16 protein-coding genes are annotated in these 22,727 nt (G+C 59.4%); 9 read left to right on the top strand and 7 right to left on the bottom strand.

The features are described 5' to 3' along the window. Window positions 1–192: 192 nt before the first annotated feature. A complete protein-coding gene (gene mrdA, locus QMX84_RS03230; protein WP_048370234.1) occupies window positions 193–2,088 on the top strand; it encodes a penicillin-binding protein 2 in 1,896 nt (631 codons plus the stop codon). Between the two features lie 91 nt (window positions 2,089–2,179). Here mrdA and QMX84_RS03235 read toward each other — a convergent pair whose 3' ends face one another. Further along, complete coding sequence (locus QMX84_RS03235) at window positions 2,180–4,213, bottom strand: c-type cytochrome (RefSeq protein WP_282363127.1); 2,034 nt, start codon at window positions 4,211–4,213, stop codon at window positions 2,180–2,182. Between the two features lie 267 nt (window positions 4,214–4,480). Between QMX84_RS03235 and QMX84_RS03240 the strand changes: the two genes are divergently transcribed. Beyond that, entirely contained in the window at window positions 4,481–5,476 is a 996-nt protein-coding gene (locus QMX84_RS03240; protein ID WP_262125781.1) for a GlxA family transcriptional regulator, read from the top strand. A 96-nt stretch (window positions 5,477–5,572) separates the two neighbouring features. Here the strand turns inward: QMX84_RS03240 and QMX84_RS03245 are convergent, their stop codons facing one another. Together QMX84_RS03245 and QMX84_RS03250 are read right to left on the bottom strand one after the other, a co-directional pair. Further along, window positions 5,573–6,913 (bottom strand): MFS transporter, encoded by a 1,341-nt coding sequence (locus tag QMX84_RS03245; RefSeq protein ID WP_282363128.1) that lies wholly within the window; start codon window positions 6,911–6,913, stop codon window positions 5,573–5,575. Window positions 6,914–7,094: 181 nt separating this feature from the next. Beyond that, entirely contained in the window at window positions 7,095–8,306 is a 1,212-nt protein-coding gene (locus QMX84_RS03250; RefSeq protein WP_282363129.1) for a M24 family metallopeptidase, read from the bottom strand. A gap of 244 nt (window positions 8,307–8,550) precedes the next feature. Here QMX84_RS03250 and QMX84_RS03255 point away from each other — a divergent pair, with 244 nt between their 5' ends. The 5 genes from QMX84_RS03255 to QMX84_RS03275 all read left to right on the top strand — a co-directional run bounded on the left by QMX84_RS03255 (window position 8,551) and on the right by QMX84_RS03275 (window position 15,249). Further along, complete coding sequence (locus tag QMX84_RS03255) at window positions 8,551–9,249, top strand: response regulator transcription factor (protein ID WP_282363130.1); 699 nt, start codon at window positions 8,551–8,553, stop codon at window positions 9,247–9,249. Further along, window positions 9,249–10,598: a sensor histidine kinase gene (locus tag QMX84_RS03260; protein WP_262125777.1), complete on the top strand. Its 1,350-nt coding sequence runs from the start codon at window positions 9,249–9,251 to the stop codon at window positions 10,596–10,598. The genes QMX84_RS03255 and QMX84_RS03260 overlap by 1 nt, the downstream gene beginning before the upstream one ends. A 73-nt stretch (window positions 10,599–10,671) precedes the next feature. Continuing rightward, window positions 10,672–12,912, top strand: a complete 2,241-nt coding sequence (locus QMX84_RS03265; RefSeq protein ID WP_282363131.1) for a TonB-dependent siderophore receptor — start codon at window positions 10,672–10,674, stop codon at window positions 12,910–12,912. A gap of 19 nt (window positions 12,913–12,931) precedes the next feature. Further along, entirely contained in the window at window positions 12,932–13,813 is an 882-nt protein-coding gene (locus tag QMX84_RS03270) for an alpha/beta hydrolase (protein ID WP_282363132.1), read from the top strand. Between the two features lie 194 nt (window positions 13,814–14,007). After that, window positions 14,008–15,249, top strand: coding sequence for an MFS transporter (locus QMX84_RS03275; RefSeq protein ID WP_282363133.1), 1,242 nt, complete (start codon window positions 14,008–14,010; stop codon window positions 15,247–15,249). Here QMX84_RS03275 and QMX84_RS03280 read toward each other — a convergent pair. Continuing rightward, complete coding sequence (locus tag QMX84_RS03280) at window positions 15,246–16,436, bottom strand: sugar transporter (RefSeq protein ID WP_282363134.1); 1,191 nt, start codon at window positions 16,434–16,436, stop codon at window positions 15,246–15,248. The genes QMX84_RS03275 and QMX84_RS03280 overlap by 4 nt on opposite strands. Before the next feature lie 367 nt (window positions 16,437–16,803). On the opposite strand from QMX84_RS03280, the gene QMX84_RS03285 reads away from it, so the two are divergent. Together QMX84_RS03285 and QMX84_RS03290 are read left to right on the top strand one after the other, a co-directional pair. Beyond that, window positions 16,804–17,862 (top strand): aromatic ring-hydroxylating dioxygenase subunit alpha, encoded by a 1,059-nt coding sequence (locus QMX84_RS03285; RefSeq protein ID WP_282363135.1) that lies wholly within the window; start codon window positions 16,804–16,806, stop codon window positions 17,860–17,862. Then, the gene (locus QMX84_RS03290) at window positions 17,859–18,809 is read left to right on the top strand and encodes a PDR/VanB family oxidoreductase (protein ID WP_282363136.1); all 951 of its coding nucleotides are present in this window, start codon (window positions 17,859–17,861) and stop codon (window positions 18,807–18,809) included. The genes QMX84_RS03285 and QMX84_RS03290 overlap by 4 nt, the downstream gene beginning before the upstream one ends. Here the strand turns inward: QMX84_RS03290 and QMX84_RS03295 are convergent. The 3 genes from QMX84_RS03295 to QMX84_RS03305 form a co-directional block, all read right to left on the bottom strand. Further along, window positions 18,806–19,519 (bottom strand): GntR family transcriptional regulator, encoded by a 714-nt coding sequence (locus QMX84_RS03295; protein ID WP_048370210.1) that lies wholly within the window; start codon window positions 19,517–19,519, stop codon window positions 18,806–18,808. The two genes, QMX84_RS03290 and QMX84_RS03295, sit on opposite strands and share 4 nt — an antisense overlap. 148 nt (window positions 19,520–19,667) lie before the next feature. Next, a complete protein-coding gene (locus QMX84_RS03300; RefSeq protein ID WP_282363137.1) occupies window positions 19,668–20,894 on the bottom strand; it encodes an OprD family porin in 1,227 nt (408 codons plus the stop codon). A gap of 124 nt (window positions 20,895–21,018) precedes the next feature. Then, window positions 21,019–22,350 (bottom strand): MFS transporter, encoded by a 1,332-nt coding sequence (locus QMX84_RS03305; protein ID WP_282363138.1) that lies wholly within the window; start codon window positions 22,348–22,350, stop codon window positions 21,019–21,021. Window positions 22,351–22,727 lie beyond the last annotated feature (377 nt).

Consider the following 22,727-nt stretch of genomic DNA (forward strand, 5'->3'; position numbering starts at 1 on the left):
CCATCGTTCCCCAAAAAGGAAGCGAGTTTACAGCAGCCCGCCGCATCAGCAGACTGTCGGCTTTGGCTGAACAACCGACCAATAAACCGACTTGAATCCCAGCTTCTTGGTAAGGTGTGCGCCGACTTTTGTTGCCCGTTATCGTCCTGCGGGCTGCTGCACTTTTGTTTACTGACATGAGACACCCGGAACATGCCCGAGCCGATCCCTCTTAAAGATCACGACACCGAGAAACGGCTGGTCAATAAAAGACTGATTGCGTGCGCCCTGCTGGTCCTGGCGATCAGTTGCACGCTGATCGGCCGCCTGTATTTTCTGCAAGTCACCGAGTTCGATTACAACTCCACCGTGTCTGAAAACAACCGGGTTCACGTGCTGCCCATCCCGCCGGAACGCGGCCTGATCTATGACCGCAACGGCGTGCTGCTGGCGGATAACCAGCCCAGCTTCAACATGACCATCACCCGTGAACGCGCTGGCGACACCGCCAAGGTGCTGGACAACGTGATGAGCATCCTGCACTTGCCGGAAGAAGACCGCGCGGTATTCACCAAGGCCATGAAGCAGGCCCGGCATCCGTTTGACCCCTCGACCCTGCTGTACGAACTGACCGAAGAGCAAATCGCCCTGCTGGCGGTCAACCAGTACCGTTTGCCGGGCATTGATGTCGAAGCCCAGTTCGTACGCCATTACCCGCAGGGCGATCACTTTGCCCATTCGGTGGGCTATGTCGGGCGCATCAACGAGAAAGAAGCCAAGCAACTGGACCCCACCGAGTACCGGGGCACCCAGTCGATTGGCAAAACCGGCATCGAGCGCTTTTACGAGCACGAACTGCACGGCCAGGTAGGTTTTGAAGAAGTCGAGACCAATGCCCAGGGCCGGGTGATGCGCGTGCTGCGCCACCACGACGCAGTGGCGGGCAAGAACATTGTCCTGAGCCTGGATATCCACCTGCAAGAAGCCGCCGAAGAGGCCTTGGGCGACCGTCGCGGCTCCATCATCGCCATCGACCCGAAAACCGGTGAAGTGCTGGCAATGGTCAGCAAGCCCAGCTTCGACCCCAATCTGTTTGTGACCGGCATCAGTTCCAAGGATTACTCGGCCCTGCGTGACTCGGTCGACAAACCCCTGTTCAACCGGGCCTTGCGCGGCCTGTATGCACCGGGCTCGACCATCAAGCCTGAAGTGGCGATTGCCGGCCTGGACAGCGGCGTGATTTCAGCCTCGACGCGGGTCTTCGACCCCGGCTATTTCCAGTTGCCCAACGTTGACCACAAATACCGCAACTGGAACCACAGCGGCGACGGCTGGGTCGACTTGAATGCGGCGATCATGCGCTCCAACGACACCTACTTCTACGATCTGGCGTCCAAACTGGGCATTGATCGCATGCACGACTACATGTCGATGTTCGGCCTTGGCCAGAAAGTCTCGATGGACATGTTTGAAGAGTCGTCGGGTTTGATGCCGTCCCGCGAATGGAAGCGCAGCACCCGCCGCCAAGCCTGGTTCCCCGGTGAAACGGTGATTCTGGGTATTGGCCAGGGCTACATGCAGGTCACGCCGCTGCAACTGGCGCAAGCCACCGCGTTGATTGCCAACAAAGGCGTGTGGAACCGTCCGCACTTGGCCAAGACCATCGACAGCACCCCGCCCGTCGATGAAAACCCGATGCCGAACATCGTGCTGCACGACCCCAAGGAGTGGGAACAGGTTAACCACGCGATGCAATTGGTGATGCATGACCCGCGCGGCATCGCTCGGGCGGCGGCACAGGGCGTGCAATACCGGATCGCTGGTAAAAGTGGTACGGCGCAAGTGGTGGCGATCAAGCAAGGTGAGCGGTACGACCGCTTGAAAACCGCCGAGCGTAACCGTGACAACGCCTTGTTTGTAGGCTTTGCCCCGGCAGAAGACCCGCAAATAGTGATTTCGGTGATGATTGAAAACGGTGAAGCCGGTGGCCGTGTTGCCGGTCCGGTGGTACGTAAAGTGATGGACGCCTGGTTGCTGGACAACCACGGCGTGCTCAAGCCGCAATACGCCAGCCCACAGGAAAAACCCCACACCACCCCGCACGTTTGAAACCCTAACAGAACTGTAGGAGCGAGCTTGCCTCGCGATCTTTTGATCTTTTAAAAGATCGCGAGACAAGCTCGCTCCTACACGGGTTTACTCAGTAGCGCGCATCCACCGGTTTACCGCCCTTTGGCCAGTCCTTGGCCTTGTCGACGAAGTCTGGCCGGGGTTTGTGCGAGAAGTATTCGGCCACGTCCACGGCGTCCTGATCTGACAAGCCGCCCTGCCCCAACGGGAATTTCTCGTGTAAACCGATCGGCATGTTGCGCTTAACAAAGGCCGCCGCTGTGTAGGTACGCGCCATGCCCGCGCCGATATTGAACGACTCATCGCCCCACAACGGCGGGTACACATAGCTGCCATCCGCGTGTTTGAGGCCTTGGCCGTCATCACCGTGGCACACCGCGCATTGCTGCGCATACACCACTTTGCCATTGTCGACATTGGGCTTGATGCCCGGGTCGATCTTGCCGACGCCACGACCCGCCACTTTATCGCCAGGGGCGGTGTTCATTTTCATCCAGTCGAAATACGCCACCATGGCCTGCATGTCAGGGGACGCGACCGGCAGCGGCTTGCCGTCCATCGAACGCCGGAAACAGCCGTTGATCCGCTCCTCCAGAGTGATTTCCTTGCCAGCACGCGGCGCATAACCCGGAAAGAACGCCGACACGCCCACAAACGGCGAGCCATCCGCCACAGTGCCCGCATTCAAGTGGCAACTGGTGCAATTGAGCGCATTGCCGACGTTATCCGGGAGCAGAGCCTTGGTTTGCAGGTGCAGACGCATGCCGCGCACCACTTGATCGGCGTTGGATGCGCTCAACAGATTGGCCAGGCGCGGGGTTTCAAAGGCGCTGGAATCAGTGGTCTGCGGGTCGAGCTGCTTGCGCATCTTGGCCACTTGCGCAGGCTTGATGGCCGCAGCGTCATTGCCCCAACTGCTGCGCACAAAACTCAGGATTTCAGCGATTTCGGCATCGCTCAGCCTTGCAAAGCCGGGCATGGTGTAGACCCGCGGATGAGCCTCCGTTTGCGCGGTTTGCCAGCCTGTCAGGGTGATATGCAACAACGAGGTCGGGTTAGGCGAAAGGATACTCGGGTTGCCATTCAAGGGCGGGAAGATACCTTTGACCCCGCCGCCGTCCGGGCGGTGGCAGTCGGCGCAAAATTGCGTATACCCCAGCCCGCCACGAGTGCTGAACAAGGTCTCAGGGGCAAGTGCAGGGGCGTTGGCCACTGCGGGCATCGGCAACTCGTCCTTGCCTGCTGGCAACGATTTCAAATAGCTGGCAATGGCCGTCAGGTCCGCATCGGTAAAATGCTGGGTGCTGTGGTGAATCACATCGACCATGTTGCCGGCGACTGTGGCGAAGCGGTTTTGCCCGGTCTTGAGCAATTGCACGGTGTCTTCAACCGTCCACAGGTTACGCAGACTCAATGCTTGCCACTCTTCGACCGTCTCGCCAGCCAGGTAGTGCTTGCCACTGCTGCCGGCATCACTCATGGCTTTTTCCTGGAAAGCCAGCCCGCGCGGCGTATGGCATGAGCCGCAGTGCCCAAGCCCTTGCACCAGATAGGCGCCACGGTTGATCACCTCAGTCCTGGTCGGATCAGGCACAAACGGCTGGGTATCGAGGAACATCATGTTCCACAACGCCAGGCCCCAGCGCTGATTGAACGGAAAGCTCATTTCAGATTCCAGGTTGGCGTTTTTGACCGGGGTTACGCCCTGCATCAGGTAGGCATACAAGTCCTGCATATCGCCTTCGCTCATCTTCGCGTAAGACGGGTACGGCATGGCCGGGTACAGGTGTTGCCCGCTCGGGGTCACGCCTTTGCGCATAACCTCATCAAACTGCTCAAAGCTGTAGTTGCCGATACCGGTGTCGCGGTCAGGGGTGATGTTGGTCGAGTAAATGGTCCCCATCGGGGTTTTCAGCGCCAGACCACCAGACATGGGCGCCGCGCCTTTGGCAGTGTGGCAAGCGATGCAGTCACCCAGTTGAGCAACATACTGGCCGCGCTCGGTCTGCGTGCCAACTGCCGGAGACGGCTCATTGGCGCAGGCTGCAAAGGTACTCATCAGCGTCAGACCGGCTATGGCCAGACGCGGGAAGGTTAAAACCATGGCGTTATTCCTTTAAGGCGCCGACCTGGGGTGGACCCCTCGGTGCGGACCATTATTTTTATGAACTCCTCATGGGTGGTTGTACCTGATAACAAAATGACATCGCTTGACCCGGATCACACCACACGCCGCAAGCCACGCTTAACCGCTGGCATAACAAATGCTTGGCTACGCTCCAGCACATTGCAGGTTGTTTAATTGGGACTGCAACGAACTGCGAAAACCCCGACGCTAGACGCGTCCTGGAGCGTAAGAAGGAACCTTGGAATGCCAGCACCTGTTACAGGCTCGTCGATTAATGTGCCCACGGCGAAAACCGTGGGTTTTTTAGTGATACCGAACTTCACCACTATCGGTTTTGCCTCGGCGATTGAGACCCTGCGCATGGCCAATATGGCGGCGCGCCGCGAGTTGTTCCGCTCGGTGATCATCGCCCCCAATATGGACCCGGTAACCGCCAGCAACGGCATGCGCATCCTGCCCGACTACGCCATTGGCGACGCACCAAAACTGGACATATTGCTGGTGGTGGGCTCAAACCCGATCGTGTCTCACCTCAGCAGTCGCCCCTTGCTTAACTGGCTGCGCAAACTGGCGCACGAAAAAGTCACCTTGGGCGGCATTTGTACCGGCAGTTACTGGCTGGCCCGTGCAGGCTTGCTCAAGGGCTATCGCTGCACCATCCACTGGGAAGACATTGAAACCCTTAAGGACCACTTCCCCGGAATCATCATTTCCAACCAGTTGTTTGAGATGGATCGCGACCGCTTCACCTGCTCCGGCGGCGTTGCGTCCATGGACATGACCTTGCAATTGATCGCCCGTGAACCGGGTGGCCGGGAGATTGCCGCCCACGCCGCCGAGCTGCTGTTGTGCGATCGGGCCCGTGGCGCGCAAGAGCAACAACGCGTGCCCCTACGGCAAAAGCTGGGGACTTCGCAGCCCAAGCTCAGCCAGGTGGTGGCGATCATGGAGGCCAACCTGGAAGAACCGGTCAGCCTTGAAGACTTGGCCCGGTTCAATGACGTGTCGGTGCGCCAGCTGGAGCGCCTGTTCAACAAACACCTGCAACGCACGCCAAGCCAGTACTACCTGGAACTGCGTCTGGCCCGCGCTCGAACCTTGTTGCTGCGCAGCGAGTCGCAAGTGCGCGACATCGCCCTCGCCTGCGGCTTTGTCTCGGCAGCGCATTTCTCCAAATGCTACAGCCGGCTGTTCGGGGTATCGCCGGTTGGCGAGCGTAAGCAAGTGGCGTTGCACTGATCCCGCAGACGTAGAAGCGAGCTTGTCTCGCGATCTTTTGACTGTTTAAAAGATCGCGAAGCAAGCTCGCTCCTACAGATACCCACGCGGTTTTTGTTAATCCTGCAATGCCTTGTACGCGGTCTCGCGGCTGGCGAGCATCGCGATCAAGGCCACGGCGGCTGCCGCCAACAAGTACCAGGCCGGGGCCATTTTGTTGCCTGTTAGCTGGATCAACCACGTTGCGATAAACGGCGCGGTGCCGCCAAACACGGCATTGGCGATGTTAAAGCTGAAAGCGAAGCCGCTGAAGCGCACCCGCGTCGGGAATATCTCAGCCAGGAAACACGGCAAGGTGCCGTCGTTCATCGCCAGAATCGCCCCGAAAGCGATCTGAATCATCAGGATCACCATCAGCGACGGGTTGCCGAGCATCCCGAACAGCGGAAAGGTCAGCAGCAAAAACAGCACCGACGCCGCCACCAGCATTGTCTTGCGACCAAAGCGATCGGACAGTTTGCCCATCAGGAAGATCAAGCCGATGTAAGTCGCCAAAGACACGGTAGAGGCGATAAATGAATCGCTTTCACTCATGCCCATTTCTGTCGACAGATACGTCGGCATGTAACTGAGCAGCAGGTAAAACGCCACGGCATTCAAGCAGGTCACGCCGATCCCGATGACCACCGCACGGCGATGCACCGTGAGCAATTCACGAATCGGCGCGTGGGTCGCGCATTCCTTGGCCTCCAGACGTTTTTCCATCTCCAGGAACTTGGGGGAATCCTGCAAGCTGATGCGGATATAACGCCCGACCAGACCAAACGGTGCGGCCAGCAAGAACGGTAAGCGCCAGCCCCAGTCATGGAGGTTTTCGACGGTCATCAGCGCATGCAGACCCGCGACAAATACCGCACCGAACAACAGCCCGGCAGCAGTGCTCGCCGGGACAATGCTGGTATAAAAGCCGCGTTTGCCCTGAGGGGCATACTCGGCCAAAAACGCCGAAGCCCCCGCGTACTCACCGGAGGCCGAAAAACCCTGCACCAGCCGGATCAACAACAGCAGCGCCGGAGCCCACAGGCCGATGTGGTTGTAACCCGGCAACAAACCAATGCAAAAGGTCGAGACAGTCATGATCAGAATCGACCAGGCCAAGGCGCTGCGACGCCCGTATTTGTCGCCAAAATGGCCCCATACCAGCCCGCCGATGGGACGCACGATAAACGACAGCGCAAACACCGCGAAGGTTGCCAGCAGACCGGTTGCCGCATCGGTCTGCGGGAAAAACGTCAAGGCGATGATGGTCGCCAGATAGCCATACGCAGCGTAATCAAACCACTCGACAAAATTGCCCAGAAAACTGGCGGTGGCCGCACGGCGCAAGGCCTTGCGTTCACTGCTGAGTTCGAGCTGTTGTTCGGCGGTCAGGGAAAGCGTGGACGAGACGGTGGACATGACAAATACCCTCATTGTGTTCTTGTTGGCAGGGGTAATGGGTCAGAAACGCTGCGCGTCTAAGGCGCGCATGCGACATACGCGAAACCTGTGGGAGCCGGGCTTGCCCGCGATGGCATCAATCCGGCTGGTGAGCCGAACCGAGTCGTCTGCATCGCAGACAAGCCAGCGCCCATCTGCTTTATTTCTTGATGATGTTGTGCTGCGGGCCATACGGGAAATGGGTGATGTTTTCACCGCCCTGTTCGTTCACGATCAAAATGTCGTGTTCGCGATAACCGCCGGCACCGGGGCGGCCTTCGGGAATCATGATCATCGGCTCAATCGACACCACCATCCCGGGCTCCAACACCGTATCGATGTCTTCACGCAGTTCAAGCCCGGCTTCACGCCCGTAGTAATGGCTCAAGGTGCCAAACGAATGGCCGTAACCAAAGGTGCGATATTGCAGCAAATCGTGTTCCAGAAAGATCTCATTCAACTGCCGGGCAATGTCCGAGCAGCGCATGCCCGGCTTGATCAGCTTGAGCCCGGCCTCGTGCACCTTGACGTTCACTTCCCACAGGCGCAGGTGTGCGTCAGAGCAATGATCCAGGAACAACGTACGCTCCAGCGCGGTGTAGTAACCGGCAATCATCGGGAAGCAGTTCAGGCTCAGAATGTCGCCTTTGTTGACCCTGCGGGTTGTTACCGGGTTGTGCGCGCCATCGGTGTTGATGCCGGACTGAAACCAGGTCCAGCTGTCCATCAACTCAGAGTCCGGGAACGTGCGGGCAATTTCCCGGACCATGGCCTGGGTGGCATGCAGCGCCACTTCGTATTCCGGCACCTGATCGGCCAAGGCCTCGACAACCGCCGCGCCGCCGATATCGGCGATACGCGCGCCATGGCGAATAATCGCGTGCTCTTCGGCTGATTTGATCATGCGCAGGCGCATGCAGGGGGCGGCGATGTCGACAAACTCCGCTTGCGGGTAACGGCTGGCGAGCTTGTCGCGATTGAGCAAATTCATGTGATCGAATTCGATCCCGATGCGCCCGGCCTTGGGCAACGCTTGCTGGATGGCGACAAAATAGTTGTCGCGCTGCCAGTCGGTGTAAACGATGTTGTCGGTGCCCATGGTCCGGCGCCAGGGCTGGCCGCCATCGATGTTGGCGCTGATGGTCACCACGCGGTCCTGCGTGACCACCAGTGCGTAGTTACGGCCAAACGAGCAGTACAGGAAATCACTGTAATAGTTGAGGTTGTGGTACGAGGTAAACACCGCTGCATCGATATTGTTCTGCGCCATGTAGGCACGCAGCTTGGCCTGGCGATGGGCGTACTCCTGGGCCGAGAACGTTGGGGTGACTTTTTCGCCGTTCTTGATCTGGATGGTTTTAGGCATTTGCATGTCAGGTACCCTTGTCGTTGATCGCACTTGAAAGCCGCCTGCGGGGCCGGCCGTTGAGGATCATTCGAACAGAAGCAAGACCGCCCTTTTTGTGCGAATCCGACCTGTAGTTGATCAGATCCGCTGTACATCCACCGGGCTAGACAGATGACAACGGTCATCCTGTCCGTCATAGCAATTGCGCAGCATCGGTATTAGTGGGATATTCGCGAATGTGAAATATTCTCATTGATACCTTTCTCCTATGCCTAGCCCCACCCACCTGCTGCTGGTCGAAGACGATTTCCGGCTTCGCCACGACCTCGAACGTCATCTGTTGCAGCGCGGCTTTGCCGTCACCAGTTGCCCGGATGGCATTCAGGGCCTCAACGCCCTGCAACAACGCTCTTTTGATCTGGTGCTGCTGGATATCATGTTGCCGGGCATCGACGGCTTGTCACTGCTCGAAGCCCTGCGCAGCCAGCAAAATGTGCCGGTGATGCTGATGTCGGCCCTGGGCAATGAACAGGACCGCATCACCGGCTTTACCCGTGGTGCCGATGATTACTTGCCCAAACCCTTTAGCCTGGCCGAACTCGACGCGCGCACGGATGCGCTGCTGCGGCGCATGGCCATGTTCAAGCCACCTGCGGTTGAGCGTGAGTACGGCTCAATGATCTTTGATGAGAGCGCCCAGGATGTGCTGCACAACGGCGAACTGGCCGGGCTTACCGGTTCTGAATTTCGCCTGCTGCTCACCCTGCATGAACACGGCGGCGAACCCTTGAACAAGGCGTTTTTATATCAGCAGGTGTTGCACCGTATCTACACGCGACTGGACCGTGGCCTCGATGTGCACGTGTGCAATGTCCGGCGCAAGCTGGCGGCGATCGGCGCGCAGCATATTCAGATCCAGTCGATACGCGGCCAGGGCTATATTCTGGTCGACACGGAAAAACACTGATGCGCCGTCACCCCTTGCTGTGGAAGCTGGCGCTGATACAAGTCAGTTTTTGTTTGCTGCTGACCTGGATCATCTGGATCTGGGGCCTGTCGACTGAACGCCAGACCTACTTTCTGACGCCTGAAGAGCGCGATTACCTGGCCGAGTATGCCCAGCAAGCCGAAGACATTTGGCAGCAGCAGGACCGTGACGCACTGCAGCGCTTTACCCGTCAAGTCGCCGCCAAAGAGAACACCTGGGTCACGGTGCTGGGGCCGCACCTGGAAAGCTTAAGCAACACCCCGCTGACGCCCGAGATTTATCGCCAGCTGACCTTTATGCGCCAACTGCATTGGCCCATGAGCCGACGCCTGCAGGACGAACTGCCTTATGTCAGCATTCCGTTCCCCACGCATCCCGAGCAAGGACAGTTGGTTATCCAATTGCCCGAGCGCCTGTTGCCCAGCGGCCTCACGCCGTGGACCCATGTGCTCAGTCACGGCGTGATGCCGACCTTGCTCGCCGCACTGCTCGGCCTGCTGCTGTATCGAAATCTGGTGGTGCCGCTCAATCGCTTGCGCGATCGCGCCGATGCCTTGCGCGCAGATGATCTGGACAGCGAAGTGCCTTTGCCGTTGATCAAGCGCCGCGATGAGTTGGGCGAGCTGGCTCAAGCCTTCGAACACATGGCCAGCCGCTTGCGCCAAAGCCTGAATCAGCAGCGCTTGTTGTTGCGTACCCTGAGTCACGAATTGCGCACACCGCTGGCACGTCTGCGCATCGCCCATGACAGCCGGTTACCGGCGCAGCAGTTGCGCCAGCGACTGGACCGCGAAATCGACGACATGCAGCGCTTGCTCGAAGACACCCTTAACCTGGCCTGGATGGACACCGAGCGCACGCAACTGCCCAGTGAGCCAGTGCTGGTGCTGTCGGTCTGGGAAGCCTTGTGCGAAGACGCCTGCTTTGAAAGTGGCTGGTCAGCCGAGCGTTTGCCTTGCCTGTTGGGCACCGAGTGTTATGTGCAAGTGCACCTCGACAGCCTGGCCCAGGCCCTGGAAAACCTGCTGCGCAACGCCATTCGCTATTCGCCGCCAGATGGCAACGTCACCCTCAGCGGCTGGCGCGAAGGCGATGCCTGGCATTTGTGCCTGCAAGATCAGGGGCCCGGCGTGGCAGAAGAAGACCTGCCCAACCTGTTTGTGCCGTATCAGCGCCTCGAAGGTTCGATCGGCGAAGGTTTTGGCCTGGGCCTGGCCATTGCCCAGCGCGCCATCGAGCTGCAACAAGGGCGCTTATGGGCGACTAACGGCGAAACCGGTTTGTGCATGCACCTGTTGCTGCCGGCCCAGAAGTGTTTAGAAAGTTAATGCGCTTTACTCTCAATTAGCAGTCATTATCATTCGTGATCTTCTTGTATCTGGTTGTCTCGGAGATCACCCGATGTCGTTACATGCGCTGCGCCCTTTCGCCCCTTTTGTGTTGTCCAGTTGCTGGCTGCTGACCAGTTCCGTTCAGGCTGCGACTCAGGACACCACGCCTGCGGCGCTGGAACTCGAAAACACCAACGTCGTCGCCACTGCTCTGGAAGAAACCAAGCAGATGCCCGGTGTGTCGATCATCACCGCAGAAGACATCAAAAAGCGCCCTCCGGCCAATGATCTGTCCCAGATCATTCGCACCATGCCGGGGGTCAACCTGACGGGTAACTCCACCAGCGGCCAGCGCGGCAACAACCGCCAGATCGACATCCGTGGCATGGGCCCGGAAAACACCTTGATTCTGGTGGACGGCAAGCCGGTCAACAGCCGTAACTCCGTGCGTTACGGCTGGCGCGGTGAGCGGGATAGTCGCGGCGACACCAACTGGGTGCCAGCCGATCAGGTCGAACGCATAGAGGTCTTGCGTGGCCCGGCCGCTGCGTTGTACGGCAACGGTGCTGCAGGCGGTGTGGTCAATATCATCACCAAACAGCCGGGGGCTGAAACCCACGGTGAGGCCACGGTCTACAGCAACTTCCCGACCCACAAGGATGAAGGCGCCACCGAGCGCATGAGTTTCGGCCTGAACGGCCCGCTGACCGAGAACCTGAGCTACCGGGTGTACGGCAACATCGCCAAGACCGACCCGGATGACTGGGACATCAACCAGGGCCACGAATCACTGCGCACCGGTAACCAGGTCGGCACCCTGCCCGCTGGCCGTGAAGGCGTGCGCAACAAAGACGTGAACGGCTTGCTGAGCTGGCACCTGACCCAGCAGCAGACTCTGGAGTTCGAAGCGGGCTTCAGCCGCCAGGGCAACATCTATACCGGCGACACGCAAAACACCAACAGCAACGCTTACGTAAAAAGCCTGCTGGGCCATGAAACCAACCGAACTTACCGCGAGACCTATGCGCTGACCCATCGCGGTGAATGGGATTTCGGAAGCAGCATGGCCTACCTGCAATACGAGAAAACCCGCAACACGCGGATCAACGAAGGCTTGGCCGGGGGCACCGAAGGCATCTTCAGCAATAGTGGCTTCTACACCGCCGTGCTCAAGGACCTGACCGCCCATGGCGAGCTTAACTTGCCATTGCACGCAGGGCTGGATCAGACCTTGACCCTGGGCACCGAGTGGACCCAGCAAAAACTCGATGACCCTAGCGCCAACACCCAACTGACCACCGAAGGAGGCGCGGTTCCGGGCTTGACCAGCACCAACCGCAGCACCAGCTCTTCGGCGCAGATTTTCTCGCTGTTTGCGGCCGACAATATCGAGCTGCTGCCCGGCACAATGCTGACCCCGGGCTTGCGCCTGGACCACCACAGCATCGTGGGCAACAACTGGAGCCCATCGCTCAACCTGTCACACGAATTGACCAACACCGTAACCCTTAAAGCCGGTATCGCCCGCGCCTACAAGGCCCCCAACCTGTACCAGTTGAACCCGGACTATCTGCTGTATAGCCGCGGCCAGGGTTGCTACGGGCAAACAACCAGTTGCTACCTGCAAGGCAACGCCGACCTCAAGGCTGAAACCAGCGTCAACAAAGAGCTGGGCATTGAGTACAACAACGAAGGCGTGGTCGCGGGTTTGACCTACTTCCGCAACGACTACAAAAACAAGATCGAGTCCGGCCTGTCACCCATCGGCCACGCCGTGGGCGGTACCGGCGACTATGCCAATGCCGGGATCTATCAATGGGAGAACGTACCCAAGGCTCTGGTTGAAGGCCTTGAAGGCACCCTGACTTTGCCGCTGTCAGCACAAGTGACCTGGACCAACAACTTCACCTACATGCTGCAATCGAAAAACAAGGAGACCGGTGATTACCTGTCGGTTACCCCGCGTTACACCCTGAACTCAATGCTGGACTGGCAGGCCACCCAGGACCTGTCGCTGCAAGCCAGCGTGGCCTGGTACGGCAAACAGACGCCGAAAAAATTCGATTACCACGGCGAACGCGTCACGGGAACATCCAACAACCAGCTGGCACCTTACGCCATCGCCGGGATCAGCGGCACCTACGCCATCACCCGTCACCTGAGCATCACCGCAGGCGTCGAGAACCTGTTTGACAAGCGTTTGTACCGCGAAGGCAACGCCCAGGGTGTGGCCAACATCGAAGGGGCCGGTGCCGCGACGTACAACGAACCCGGCCGTACGCTGTTCACCAGCCTGACCGCGTCGTTCTGAGCCATAACGAGATCGCCTGATGAGAACGAAGATCCTCCCTCTGGCGCTGCTGCTTGCACTGGCCATGCCCGTGCAAGCCGCTCAGGCTCGACCTGCGCCTGACCAGCCCATGGACACCAGCCTGCTGCAGCGCAAAGACCTCAAATACAACTTCAGCTCGCTACTGCTGGACTCTGCCGATGGCCAGCGCCACTACCAACTGTGGATTGGCCGCCCCGCCAGCGCACCACCCAAAGACGGCTATCCGGTGGTCTGGATGCTCGATGGCAATGCCGCAATGGGCGCGCTGGATCCTCAGTTGCTCAATACGTTGGCGGACGGTAAAGCACCGTTGCTGGTAGCCATCGGTTACCAGACGCCGCTGCGTATTGAGCGCAACGCCCGTACTTATGACTACACCCCGAACAGACCGGGCGTCGCCCGGCAAACCGACCCGCTGACTGAACAACCCAGCGGCGGCGCTGACGTCTTCCTCGACCTGTTGAGCGTGCGTATGCGCCCGGCGGTTGCTGCCCAGGCGCCGATCAATCTGCACCAGCAAACCTTGTGGGGCCACTCGTATGGCGGCCTGTTGGTGCTGCACGCCCTGCTCAACCGGCCGGGCGAATTTGCCCACTACGCCGCGGCCAGCCCGTCACTGTGGTGGACCGACGTGAATGTGGATGCGGGCTTCAAGCAACGCCTCAAAGGCCATCAACCGCACCTGCTGTTGATGCGCGGCACTGCCGAACCCGGCAACCCGCGCGGGCCGAGCGTCGGGCAACCGGATCAGCGCATGCAAACGCTCAAAAGCCAATTGAGCGGCCTGCCAGGACTGACCGTTGACTACCACACCTTCGATGGCATGAGTCACGGCGAAACCCTGCCCGCCTCGTTGCGTTACGTGCTGCAAGCTCTGTAACCCCCGAAAACCGTAGGAGCGAGCTTGCCTCGCGATCTTTTGAACGTTTAAAAGATCGCGAGACAAGCTCGCTCCTACACAAAGAGATATGCGCAAACTCATTCCTACTCGGAATCCACTCTATAAAAAACATGAATTTTATTTATGGCATGCCTTTGTTTATCTTCACCTGACCTCCATCACCGGGCACAGCCATGACCAGCCAAGCACACTCGAACCCGCTGAATGAAGATCCTGTCGAGGTCAACTGGCAGCGCAACCTGGCTGTCAGTGTGTTCGGTGCATTCACCACGATTATTGCCATGACCCTGTTGTTGCCCTTTCTGCCGTTGTACGTCGAGCAACTGGGGGTCAGCGATCCGGCGGCTATCGTGCAGTGGTCTGGCATCGCCTTTGGCGCGACGTTTTTGACGGCAGCCCTGACGGCACCGTTGTGGGGCCGCCTGGGAGATCGCTACGGGCGCAAGTTGATGCTGATTCGCGCAAGCCTGGGCATGGCCATCGCCATGTCATTGATTGGTCTGGCTGAAAACATTTACCAACTGGTCGGCTTGCGGCTGCTGGCCGGTTTGCTCGGTGGCTACGCGTCGGGGGCAACCATCCTGGTGGCCACGCAAACGCCAAAAGCGCGCTCGGGTTGGGCGCTGGGCATGCTGGCGTCGGGGATCATGGCCGGCAACCTCACCGGGCCGCTGATTGGCGGGCTGCTCCCGCCGTTGGTAGGGATCCGCAACACCTTCTTTCTGGCCGGCGGCCTGATCTTTATCACCTTCCTTGCCACGTTGTTCCTGATGAAAGAAGTGCCCCGTCGCAAGCCTGCCGCCGGTACGCCTAAAGCGACAGCGGCCAGCGCATGGAGCGCGATCCCGGACAAACGCCCGGTCATGACCATGTTTGCCGTGGCCGGCCTGATGATGTTCGCGATCATGTCGATTGAACCCATCATCACCGTGTACTTGATCCAGTTGCACACCCAGGATGTCACCCTGATGGCGGGCGTGGTCATGTCCGCTACCGCGCTGGCCAGTGTTTTGTCGGCATCGCGGGTGGGTAAATTGGCCGATCGCATTGGCCACTGGAAAGTCGTCACCGGGTGCATGAGCGTCGCCGCCCTGCTGCTGATTCCTCAGGCGTTCGTGACCAATGAGTGGCAACTGGTGGGGCTGCGTTTTCTGATGGGGTTGGCGCTGGGCGGGTTACTGCCGGGCATCGCCGCGATCATTCGCCACGCTGTGCCCGACAAAGTCGCCGGGCACATGCTCGGCTACTCAACGTCCTGCCAGTACATCGGCCAGGTGCTCGGGCCATTGACCGGCGGCTTTGTCGGCGGGCATTTCGGCATGCCCGCCGTGTTCATCATCACCTGCGTGTTGATGGCAGGCTGTGCTGCCGTGATGCTGGCCATGCGGCCCCGCCACTCAGTTCAAGGGCATTAAGGGGCATTCGCGGCTTCTGAACGAGCAACCCGGTACATCGTCCATGTGTAGGCGGCCAGGGCCAGACCGGCCAGCGTGCCGCCGATCAAACCGATGTACGAGAACCCCAGGTGGCTGCCGACCCAACTGCCCAGCAGCGCACCGCCGCCGATACCAATGTTGTAGATGCCCGAGAACATCGCCATGGCGACGTCAGTGGCATCCGGCGCCAGGGTCAGCACTTTCGATTGCAGGGCCAGACCAAAGCCCATGATCGACATGCCCCAAATAATGCTCAAAACACTCAACGACTCGACCCAACCACTGGCCGGCAACAGCAGGAGCAGGCACAGCGCCAGCAAGCCGATGGCGATCAGCAGGAACAGGTGCGGGTTGTATTTGTGGAACAAGCTGAAGCACAGCGAGCCAATGATCCCGGCGCCGCCGAACAGCAACAGGGTGGTGGTCACGATGGTGCCGCTCATGCCCGCCACGCTCTGCACGAAAGGTTCGATGTAGCTGTAGGCCGTGAATTGGGCCGTGATTACCACCGCCGTCAATACGTAAATCGCCACCAGCGCAGGTCGCTTGAACAATACCGGCAAGCTTCTCAGCGACCCCGAGTTCTGGCTTGGCAGCAGCGGCAAGGTCTTGAACAACCACAGCACCAACAAGGACGCCAACCCGGCGATCACCAGGAACGTGGTGCGCCAGCCCATCGCCTCACCCAGCAAACGACCCAGCGGCACGCCCAAGACCATGGCCAGCGAAGTGCCGGTGGCGAGCAAGCCCAATGCCTGCACCTGCTTGCCTTCCGGGGCCATGCGCACGGCCAGGGACGCGGTGATCGACCAAAACAGCGCATGGGACAAGGCCACGCCAATCCGGCTGAGCAGCAAAATGCCGAAATGGGTGGCGACGCTGGACAGCAAGTGGCTGGCGATAAAGATGCCGAACAACGACAGCAGCAGCTTTCGGCGCTCGACGTTGCGCGTCAGCAGCATGATCGGCAGCGAGGTCAGGGAGACCACCCACGCGTAGATCGTCAGCATCAACCCGACGCTGGCGGTGGTCATGTCGAAGCTGGCGCCAATGGCACTCAGCAAGCCGACGGGGACAAATTCAGTGGTATTGAACACAAAGGCGGCCAGCGCCAATGCGATGACAGGTTGCCAATTTGCCTGAGGTGTTGCGCCATGGCTGCTCATTTATGGGGTGTTCTACTCGCATTCGGGAAGCTGACAGGTTCTTTTTGCTGCACTGGCGGTCACGCGCTGCACACACAACACGCCCCGGTGCCAGAAGCATAGCCAGAACCACACGGGGCGGCATTCTATAGCGTTCTTGACGGTATGACGGTGAACATCGAGTGACGCCTGCGAGACATTTAGCCGCACGGCTGCGCCACAGCACAAAGAACCCCTGCAATGGATCCACTGAACATAAGCTTCACCCAATTTTGTGTTCGTTAATCGCCTAAAACTGATGTTAATCGCTGATTACAAATTGACTCACCCAGGACCAATCCCGCCTAATGGATCCATAAAAGCAATAACACCTGATCTGGAGATTGGTATGTATCCAAAAAATACGTGGTACGTCGCCTGCACCCCCGAAGAAATCGCCGACAAGCCGCTGGGTCGGCAGATTTGCGGTGAAAAGATGGTTTTTTATCGCGGCCTGGAAAACAAAGTCGCGGCCGTCGAAGACTTTTGCCCGCATCGCGGTGCCCCGCTCTCGCTGGGGTATGTCGACAACGGCAACCTGGTGTGCGGCTACCACGGCCTGGTGATGGGTTGCGACGGCAAGACCGTCGAGATGCCCGGCCAGCGCGTTCGCGGCTTCCCCTGCAACAAAACCTTTGCCGTGGTCGAGCGCTACGGGTTTATCTGGGTATGGCCGGGCGAACAGGACAAAGCCGACCCCGATCTTATCCACCACCTGGAGTGGGCCGTCAGCGATGAATGGGCCTACGGCGGCGGGTTGTTTCATATAGGTTGCGACTACCGCCTGATGATCGACAACCTCATGGACCTGACGCACGAAACCTACGTGCACGCGTCCAGCATCGGCCAGAAGGAAATTGACGAAGCCCCGCCGGTCACCACCGTCGATGGCAACGAAGTGGTCACCGCCCGACACATGGAAAACATCATGGCCCCGCCGTTCTGGCGCATGGCGTTGCGCGGCAACAACCTGGCCGATGATATACCGGTAGACCGCTGGCAGATCTGCCGTTTCTCGCCCCCCAGCCATGTGCTGATCGAAGTCGGCGTGGCCCATGCGGGCAAAGGCGGTTATCACGCCCCGGCGCAGGCCAAGGCCTCCAGCATCGTGGTGGACTTTATTACCCCCGAAACAGACACCTCGATCTGGTACTTCTGGGGCATGGCGCGCAACTTCAACCCGCAGGATCAAGCGCTCACGGCGACGATCCGCGAGGGCCAGGGCAAGATTTTCAGCGAAGACCTTGAAATGCTCGAACGCCAGCAACAAAACCTGCTGGATCACCCGCATCGCGCCTTGCTCAAGCTCAATATCGACTCGGGCGGCGTGCAGTCGCGTCGCGTCCTGGAACGCATCATCGCCAGCGAGCGCGAGCCCGCCGAAAGCGTGGTGAGGATCCAGCCATGATTGAAGTTCAGGTTGTTTCGCGCAAAACCGAAGCCCATGGGATTTGCAGTTATGAACTGGCCCGCATAGATGAAAGCCCCCTGCCCGCTTTCAGCGCCGGGTCGCACATTGACGTGCATTTGCCCGACGGGCTGATTCGCCAGTACTCACTGTGCAATCACCCGGATGAACGCCATCGCTACCTGATTGGCGTGCTCAAGGACCCGGCCTCACGCGGCGGCTCTCAGCACCTGCACGAGCAGATCAATACCGGCGATCGCCTGCAGATCAGCGAGCCGCGCAACTTGTTCCCGCTGGCCCACGAAGCCCGACGTAGCCTGTTGTTTGCGGGTGGCATCGGTATCACGCCGATTTTGTGCATGGCCGAGCGCCTGGCCCACAGCAATGCCGACTTCGAGATGCACTACTGCGCCCGCTCCAGCGACCGCGCGGCCTTTGTGGAGCGCATTCGTCAGTCAGCGTTCGCGGACCAGGTATTTGTGCATTTTGATGAACAACCCGAGACGCTCATGAACGCCGCCCAAGTGCTGGCCAATCCGCAACCTGACCTGCACCTCTACGTGTGCGGCCCGGCTGGTTTTATGCAACACGTGCTGGACAGTGCTCGCGTCCAAGGGTGGGCAGAAGACCGCTTGCACCGCGAATACTTCGCCGCCGCAGCCATCGACAGCAGCCACGATGGCAGCTTTAGCGTCAAAGTCGCGAGCAGCGGCCAGATCATCGAGATCCCGGCCGATAAAACCGTGGTGGCGGTGCTGGAAAGCCATGGCATCGACATCCCCATGTCGTGCGAACAAGGCGTGTGCGGCACCTGCCTGACCAACGTGCTGGAGGGCATACCCGACCACCGCGACATGTTCCTGACCGAAGAGGAACAGGCGTGCAACAACCAGTTCACGCCGTGCTGCTCACGCTCGAAATCGCCGCTGCTGGTGCTGGATATCTAGTCGGCGCGCAGAATCACCCGCATCCGCTCACTGGCCACTGCCGAGCTGAAAATCTCGGCATAGCGCAACGTGGCATTGGCGTGCTCGCGCATCATGGCTTCAGCGCGAGCACCCTGGCCATTGACCAGCGCATCGAACACCGAATGGTGCTGCATGTGCGCGTAATTGAAGCGTCGATACTCGCGGGCCATGTCTTTTCGATCAACCGCCAGGGCCGTCACCGACGCAAACGGTAAATGATCATTGCGCGCCAGCGCATCGGCAATTGCCGGGTTGTGGCTGCCCTCAATAATCACCTGATGAAAGCGCATGTTGAGGTCGTGATAGGCCTCAAGGTCATCTTCGGTCACAAAGCCTTTATCGAACAGTTCATCGCCTTGCAGCAGACACAGTTCAAGGGCTGCCCGACCTTCTGGCGAAAGCCCGCGCTCAGCAGTCAGACGCGCCGCCAACCCTTCAAGCACCCCGCGCACCTCGACCGCACCGGCGATGTCATTGGCACTGACCGAGCGCACCTGAAACCCGCGACCGCCAAAACGCACCAGCAAGCCTTCCTGCTCCAGCGTACGAAACGCCATGCGCACGGGCATGCGTGAGACACCGAACAGTTCAGCGGTAGGGATTTCCATCAGACGTTCGCCTGCGGCCAGCTCGCCCGAGGCAATCATTTTGCGCAGTGCGATCAGCACCAGTTGGCCGGGCTTGCTCATCCAGGCGACTTCCAAAAAACAGGGGGCCGACATAGTAGCCCAGATCGACCTCAAAACCCTGTAGGAGCGAGCTTGCCTCGCGATCTTTTCAACATCAACAGATCGCGAGACAAGCTCGCTCCTACAGGGCGGGTTGAGTACCGGGGTATTACATCGACAACGGGTAGCTGATGATTACGCGGGTTTGGTCAAAGTCGCTGTTGAACGTGCGCCGGCTGGTCGAGTTGTTGACCCGCAGGCTGAGGTTTTTGAAGCTGCCACTCTGAACGGTGTATCCGATCTCGGTATCGCGCTCCCATTCCTTGCCGTTGGTGCCTTGCTTGGTGGTGGCATTGTCGCCGTGACCATATCGCACCATTGCCAATAAGCCCGGCACGCCCATGGCGGCAAAGTTGTAGTCGTAACGCGCTTGCCACGAACGCTCGTCCGCGTTGCTGAAGTTGCCGTTGAACATGTCGTTGCCCAGGGTTCGCCCGCTGCTGCCATACACCGACATCCAGCTGGTGTCGCCGCTCACTTTCTGCAAACCGAGGTACAGCGTGTGCCCGCCCGTCGCGGCGGAAAACAGGCCGTACGCCGTGCGGCTGCTGACGTTGCCGATGCGCGCGCTGCCGTCATCCTTGTCGATAAAGTAGCCCAGGTTGGCACCCAATACCCAGTCGCCCACCGGCTGCTTGTGCAGCAGGTTGAAGTAGCTCTGCTGGTAGATGTCTTTGAGTTGCGAATGCCAGACACCTACCTGGGTACGCTGCTCGTTGAAGCGATAGTCTGCCCCGGCATAGTTAAAACGGTCAGACGTCACGCCCGGTGCCGCCCACGTCGACAGCTCTTGCATGTCCGAAGAGTTACGCAGGCTGACCTTGCGGTATTGACCGGCCTGTACCGCCAGCCCTTCGATTTCTTTGGACACCAGCATCGCCCCGCGAAAGGTTTGCGGGAGCAGACGACCGTCGTCATAGCGCAGTACCGGCACGTCCGGCATCAATTCACCGACTTTGATTTCAGTGGCCGAGAAGCGCATTTTTGCCGCCACCCCGGCACGGCTGAAATTGTCTGCGGCGCGCCCATTGCTGCGCACCGGCAGCAGCTCCGAACCACTGGCCTCGCGGCTGCTGTCGAGCTTGACGCCGAGCATGGCAATGCCATCCACCCCGAACCCGACGACGCCTGGGGTAAAGCCCGAACTGAACTTGAGGATAAAGCCTTGCGCCCACTCATCGACCTTGCTTTTGGTCGCACCAGGGTCGCGAAAGTCGCGGTTGAAGTAGTAGTTGCGCAGCAGCAGATCCGTGCTGGAATCTTCAAAAAAGCCTTGATCCTGCGCCATGACAGGGGCGCACAAGGTCAACGACAGCAAGCCAATGGTGTTCTTCATTATTATTGTTCTCCGTTTTTTGGACGCAGCCGCTCCCCGCAGCTGAAAAAGCCCGCCCAGCTCTGGTTGAGGTGTACGTGTGGAATGTGCCCGGCCAGGGCCGGGCATTAATCAGCGCCCGAAATCAGGCTGCCGAAAGCACCGGCTGCGCGGCAGGAGCGCCCGGTTTGAGCAGCAGCAAACAGCCTGCTGCGATCACGAATACGATGGCGAACACCCCGTACAAGTGCAGCGGTTGCCAGCCGCCATCGAGCAGAAAACCGGCCACGATGGGCGAGAGGATCGCGCCGATCCGGCCAATCCCGATGCCCCAGCCCACGCCCGTGGTGCGCACCGAGGCGTCATAGACGATCGGCGACAGCGCATACAACCCGGCCACGCAACCGTTGGAGAACATCCCGATCAACAGGCCCAGGCCCAGCGCCGCCATGACCGAAGAAGCCGAGCCGACAAACAGCACCAACAAGCCCGCCGTCACCAGCATGAACAGCGACAACACCCGTGTCAGCGGCCAGCGCGAGGCCAAACCACCGACCAGCGCGGCGCCAAAGATCCCGCCCACGCTCAACAACACGCCGCCGGTGATCCCTTGCTGCGCAGAAAGCCCGGCAGACACCAGCAACTTGGGCGTCCAGCTCATCACGAAGTAGAAGCCGAACATCACCAGGAAGAACAGCGTCCAGATCAACAACGTGGTGCGGCGCAGTGCTGGCGTCAGCAGCTTGGTAAAGCCCTTGCCCTCGCCTGCCACGCTCGCCACCACGGGCGGCATTTGGCTCAAGGTCGGTTGCCCCATGCGCTGGGCCAGACGGTTGATACGTTGCAAGGCCGTTGCCGGGCGACGGGCCAACAGAAAGTCCAGTGACTCCGGCAACCACAGCAGCACCAGCGGGATAACCGCAAAGGTCACGATGCCGCCAAACAGAAACACCGAACGCCATCCCCAATGCGACAACAACCACACGGCGATCAGGCCGCCGAGCGTGGCGCCCAGGGCATAACCGGTGGACTGCAAGCTCACCGCCAGACCGCGCCAGCGCTTGCTCGCGTACTCACTGGCAATCACGTTACTGCTGGCCAGAATGCCGCCGATACCCAGCCCGGTCAGGCCGCGCAGCAGCGCCAACTGAGTGGGCGACTGGCTCATCGACGAGAGCAACATGCCAACGCCAGAAACCACCAGGCACAGCAGGATCAATGGACGGCGACCGATGCGGTCCGCCCAGGGGGCGATAAACAGAGAACCGGCGGCCATTCCGAACAAACCGGCGCTGAGCAGCATGCCGATTTGCGCCCCGCTCAACGCCCACTCGACTGATACAGAGGCGGCGGTGAAAGCCATCACCAGCACATCGAAGCCGTCGATCATATTGAGCACAATGCAGATTCCGATGGCGAGCCATTGGAAAGAACTCATCGGGCCAGTGTCGACAGTGGTTTTCAGATCGATAGCCATGCGCGTGCCTCCTGCCCGGACATCACCGAAGCAAAAGAGCCGCACAACACGGCGTGACTCACAGACATAAAGCATGCAGAACCCAGGCGGTTCTTTGCCCTTGCGAAGGCTTTCATGACGAGACCCTTTTTGTAGTTTTTATGGGTAACGGTCAGGGGCGAGACCCCGGACATCACCTGGCCGCTAGTCAACCCGTTAATGGATCCATAGACAAGATGAGGGCCGGGACAGCACAGGGCAAAACGTCTCTATTAAACTTCTAAAAATACTAATATTTTCTTATTTATCAGACAGTTAAGCTCTCATGACATGACTGATATTACTGTGCGATTATCGATCACCATCCGTTCTCTGTAGGAGCGAGCTTGCCTCGCGAT

The organism is Pseudomonas sp. PS01297, from assembly GCF_029959305.1.
Taxonomy (GTDB): domain Bacteria; phylum Pseudomonadota; class Gammaproteobacteria; order Pseudomonadales; family Pseudomonadaceae; genus Aquipseudomonas; species Aquipseudomonas helleri.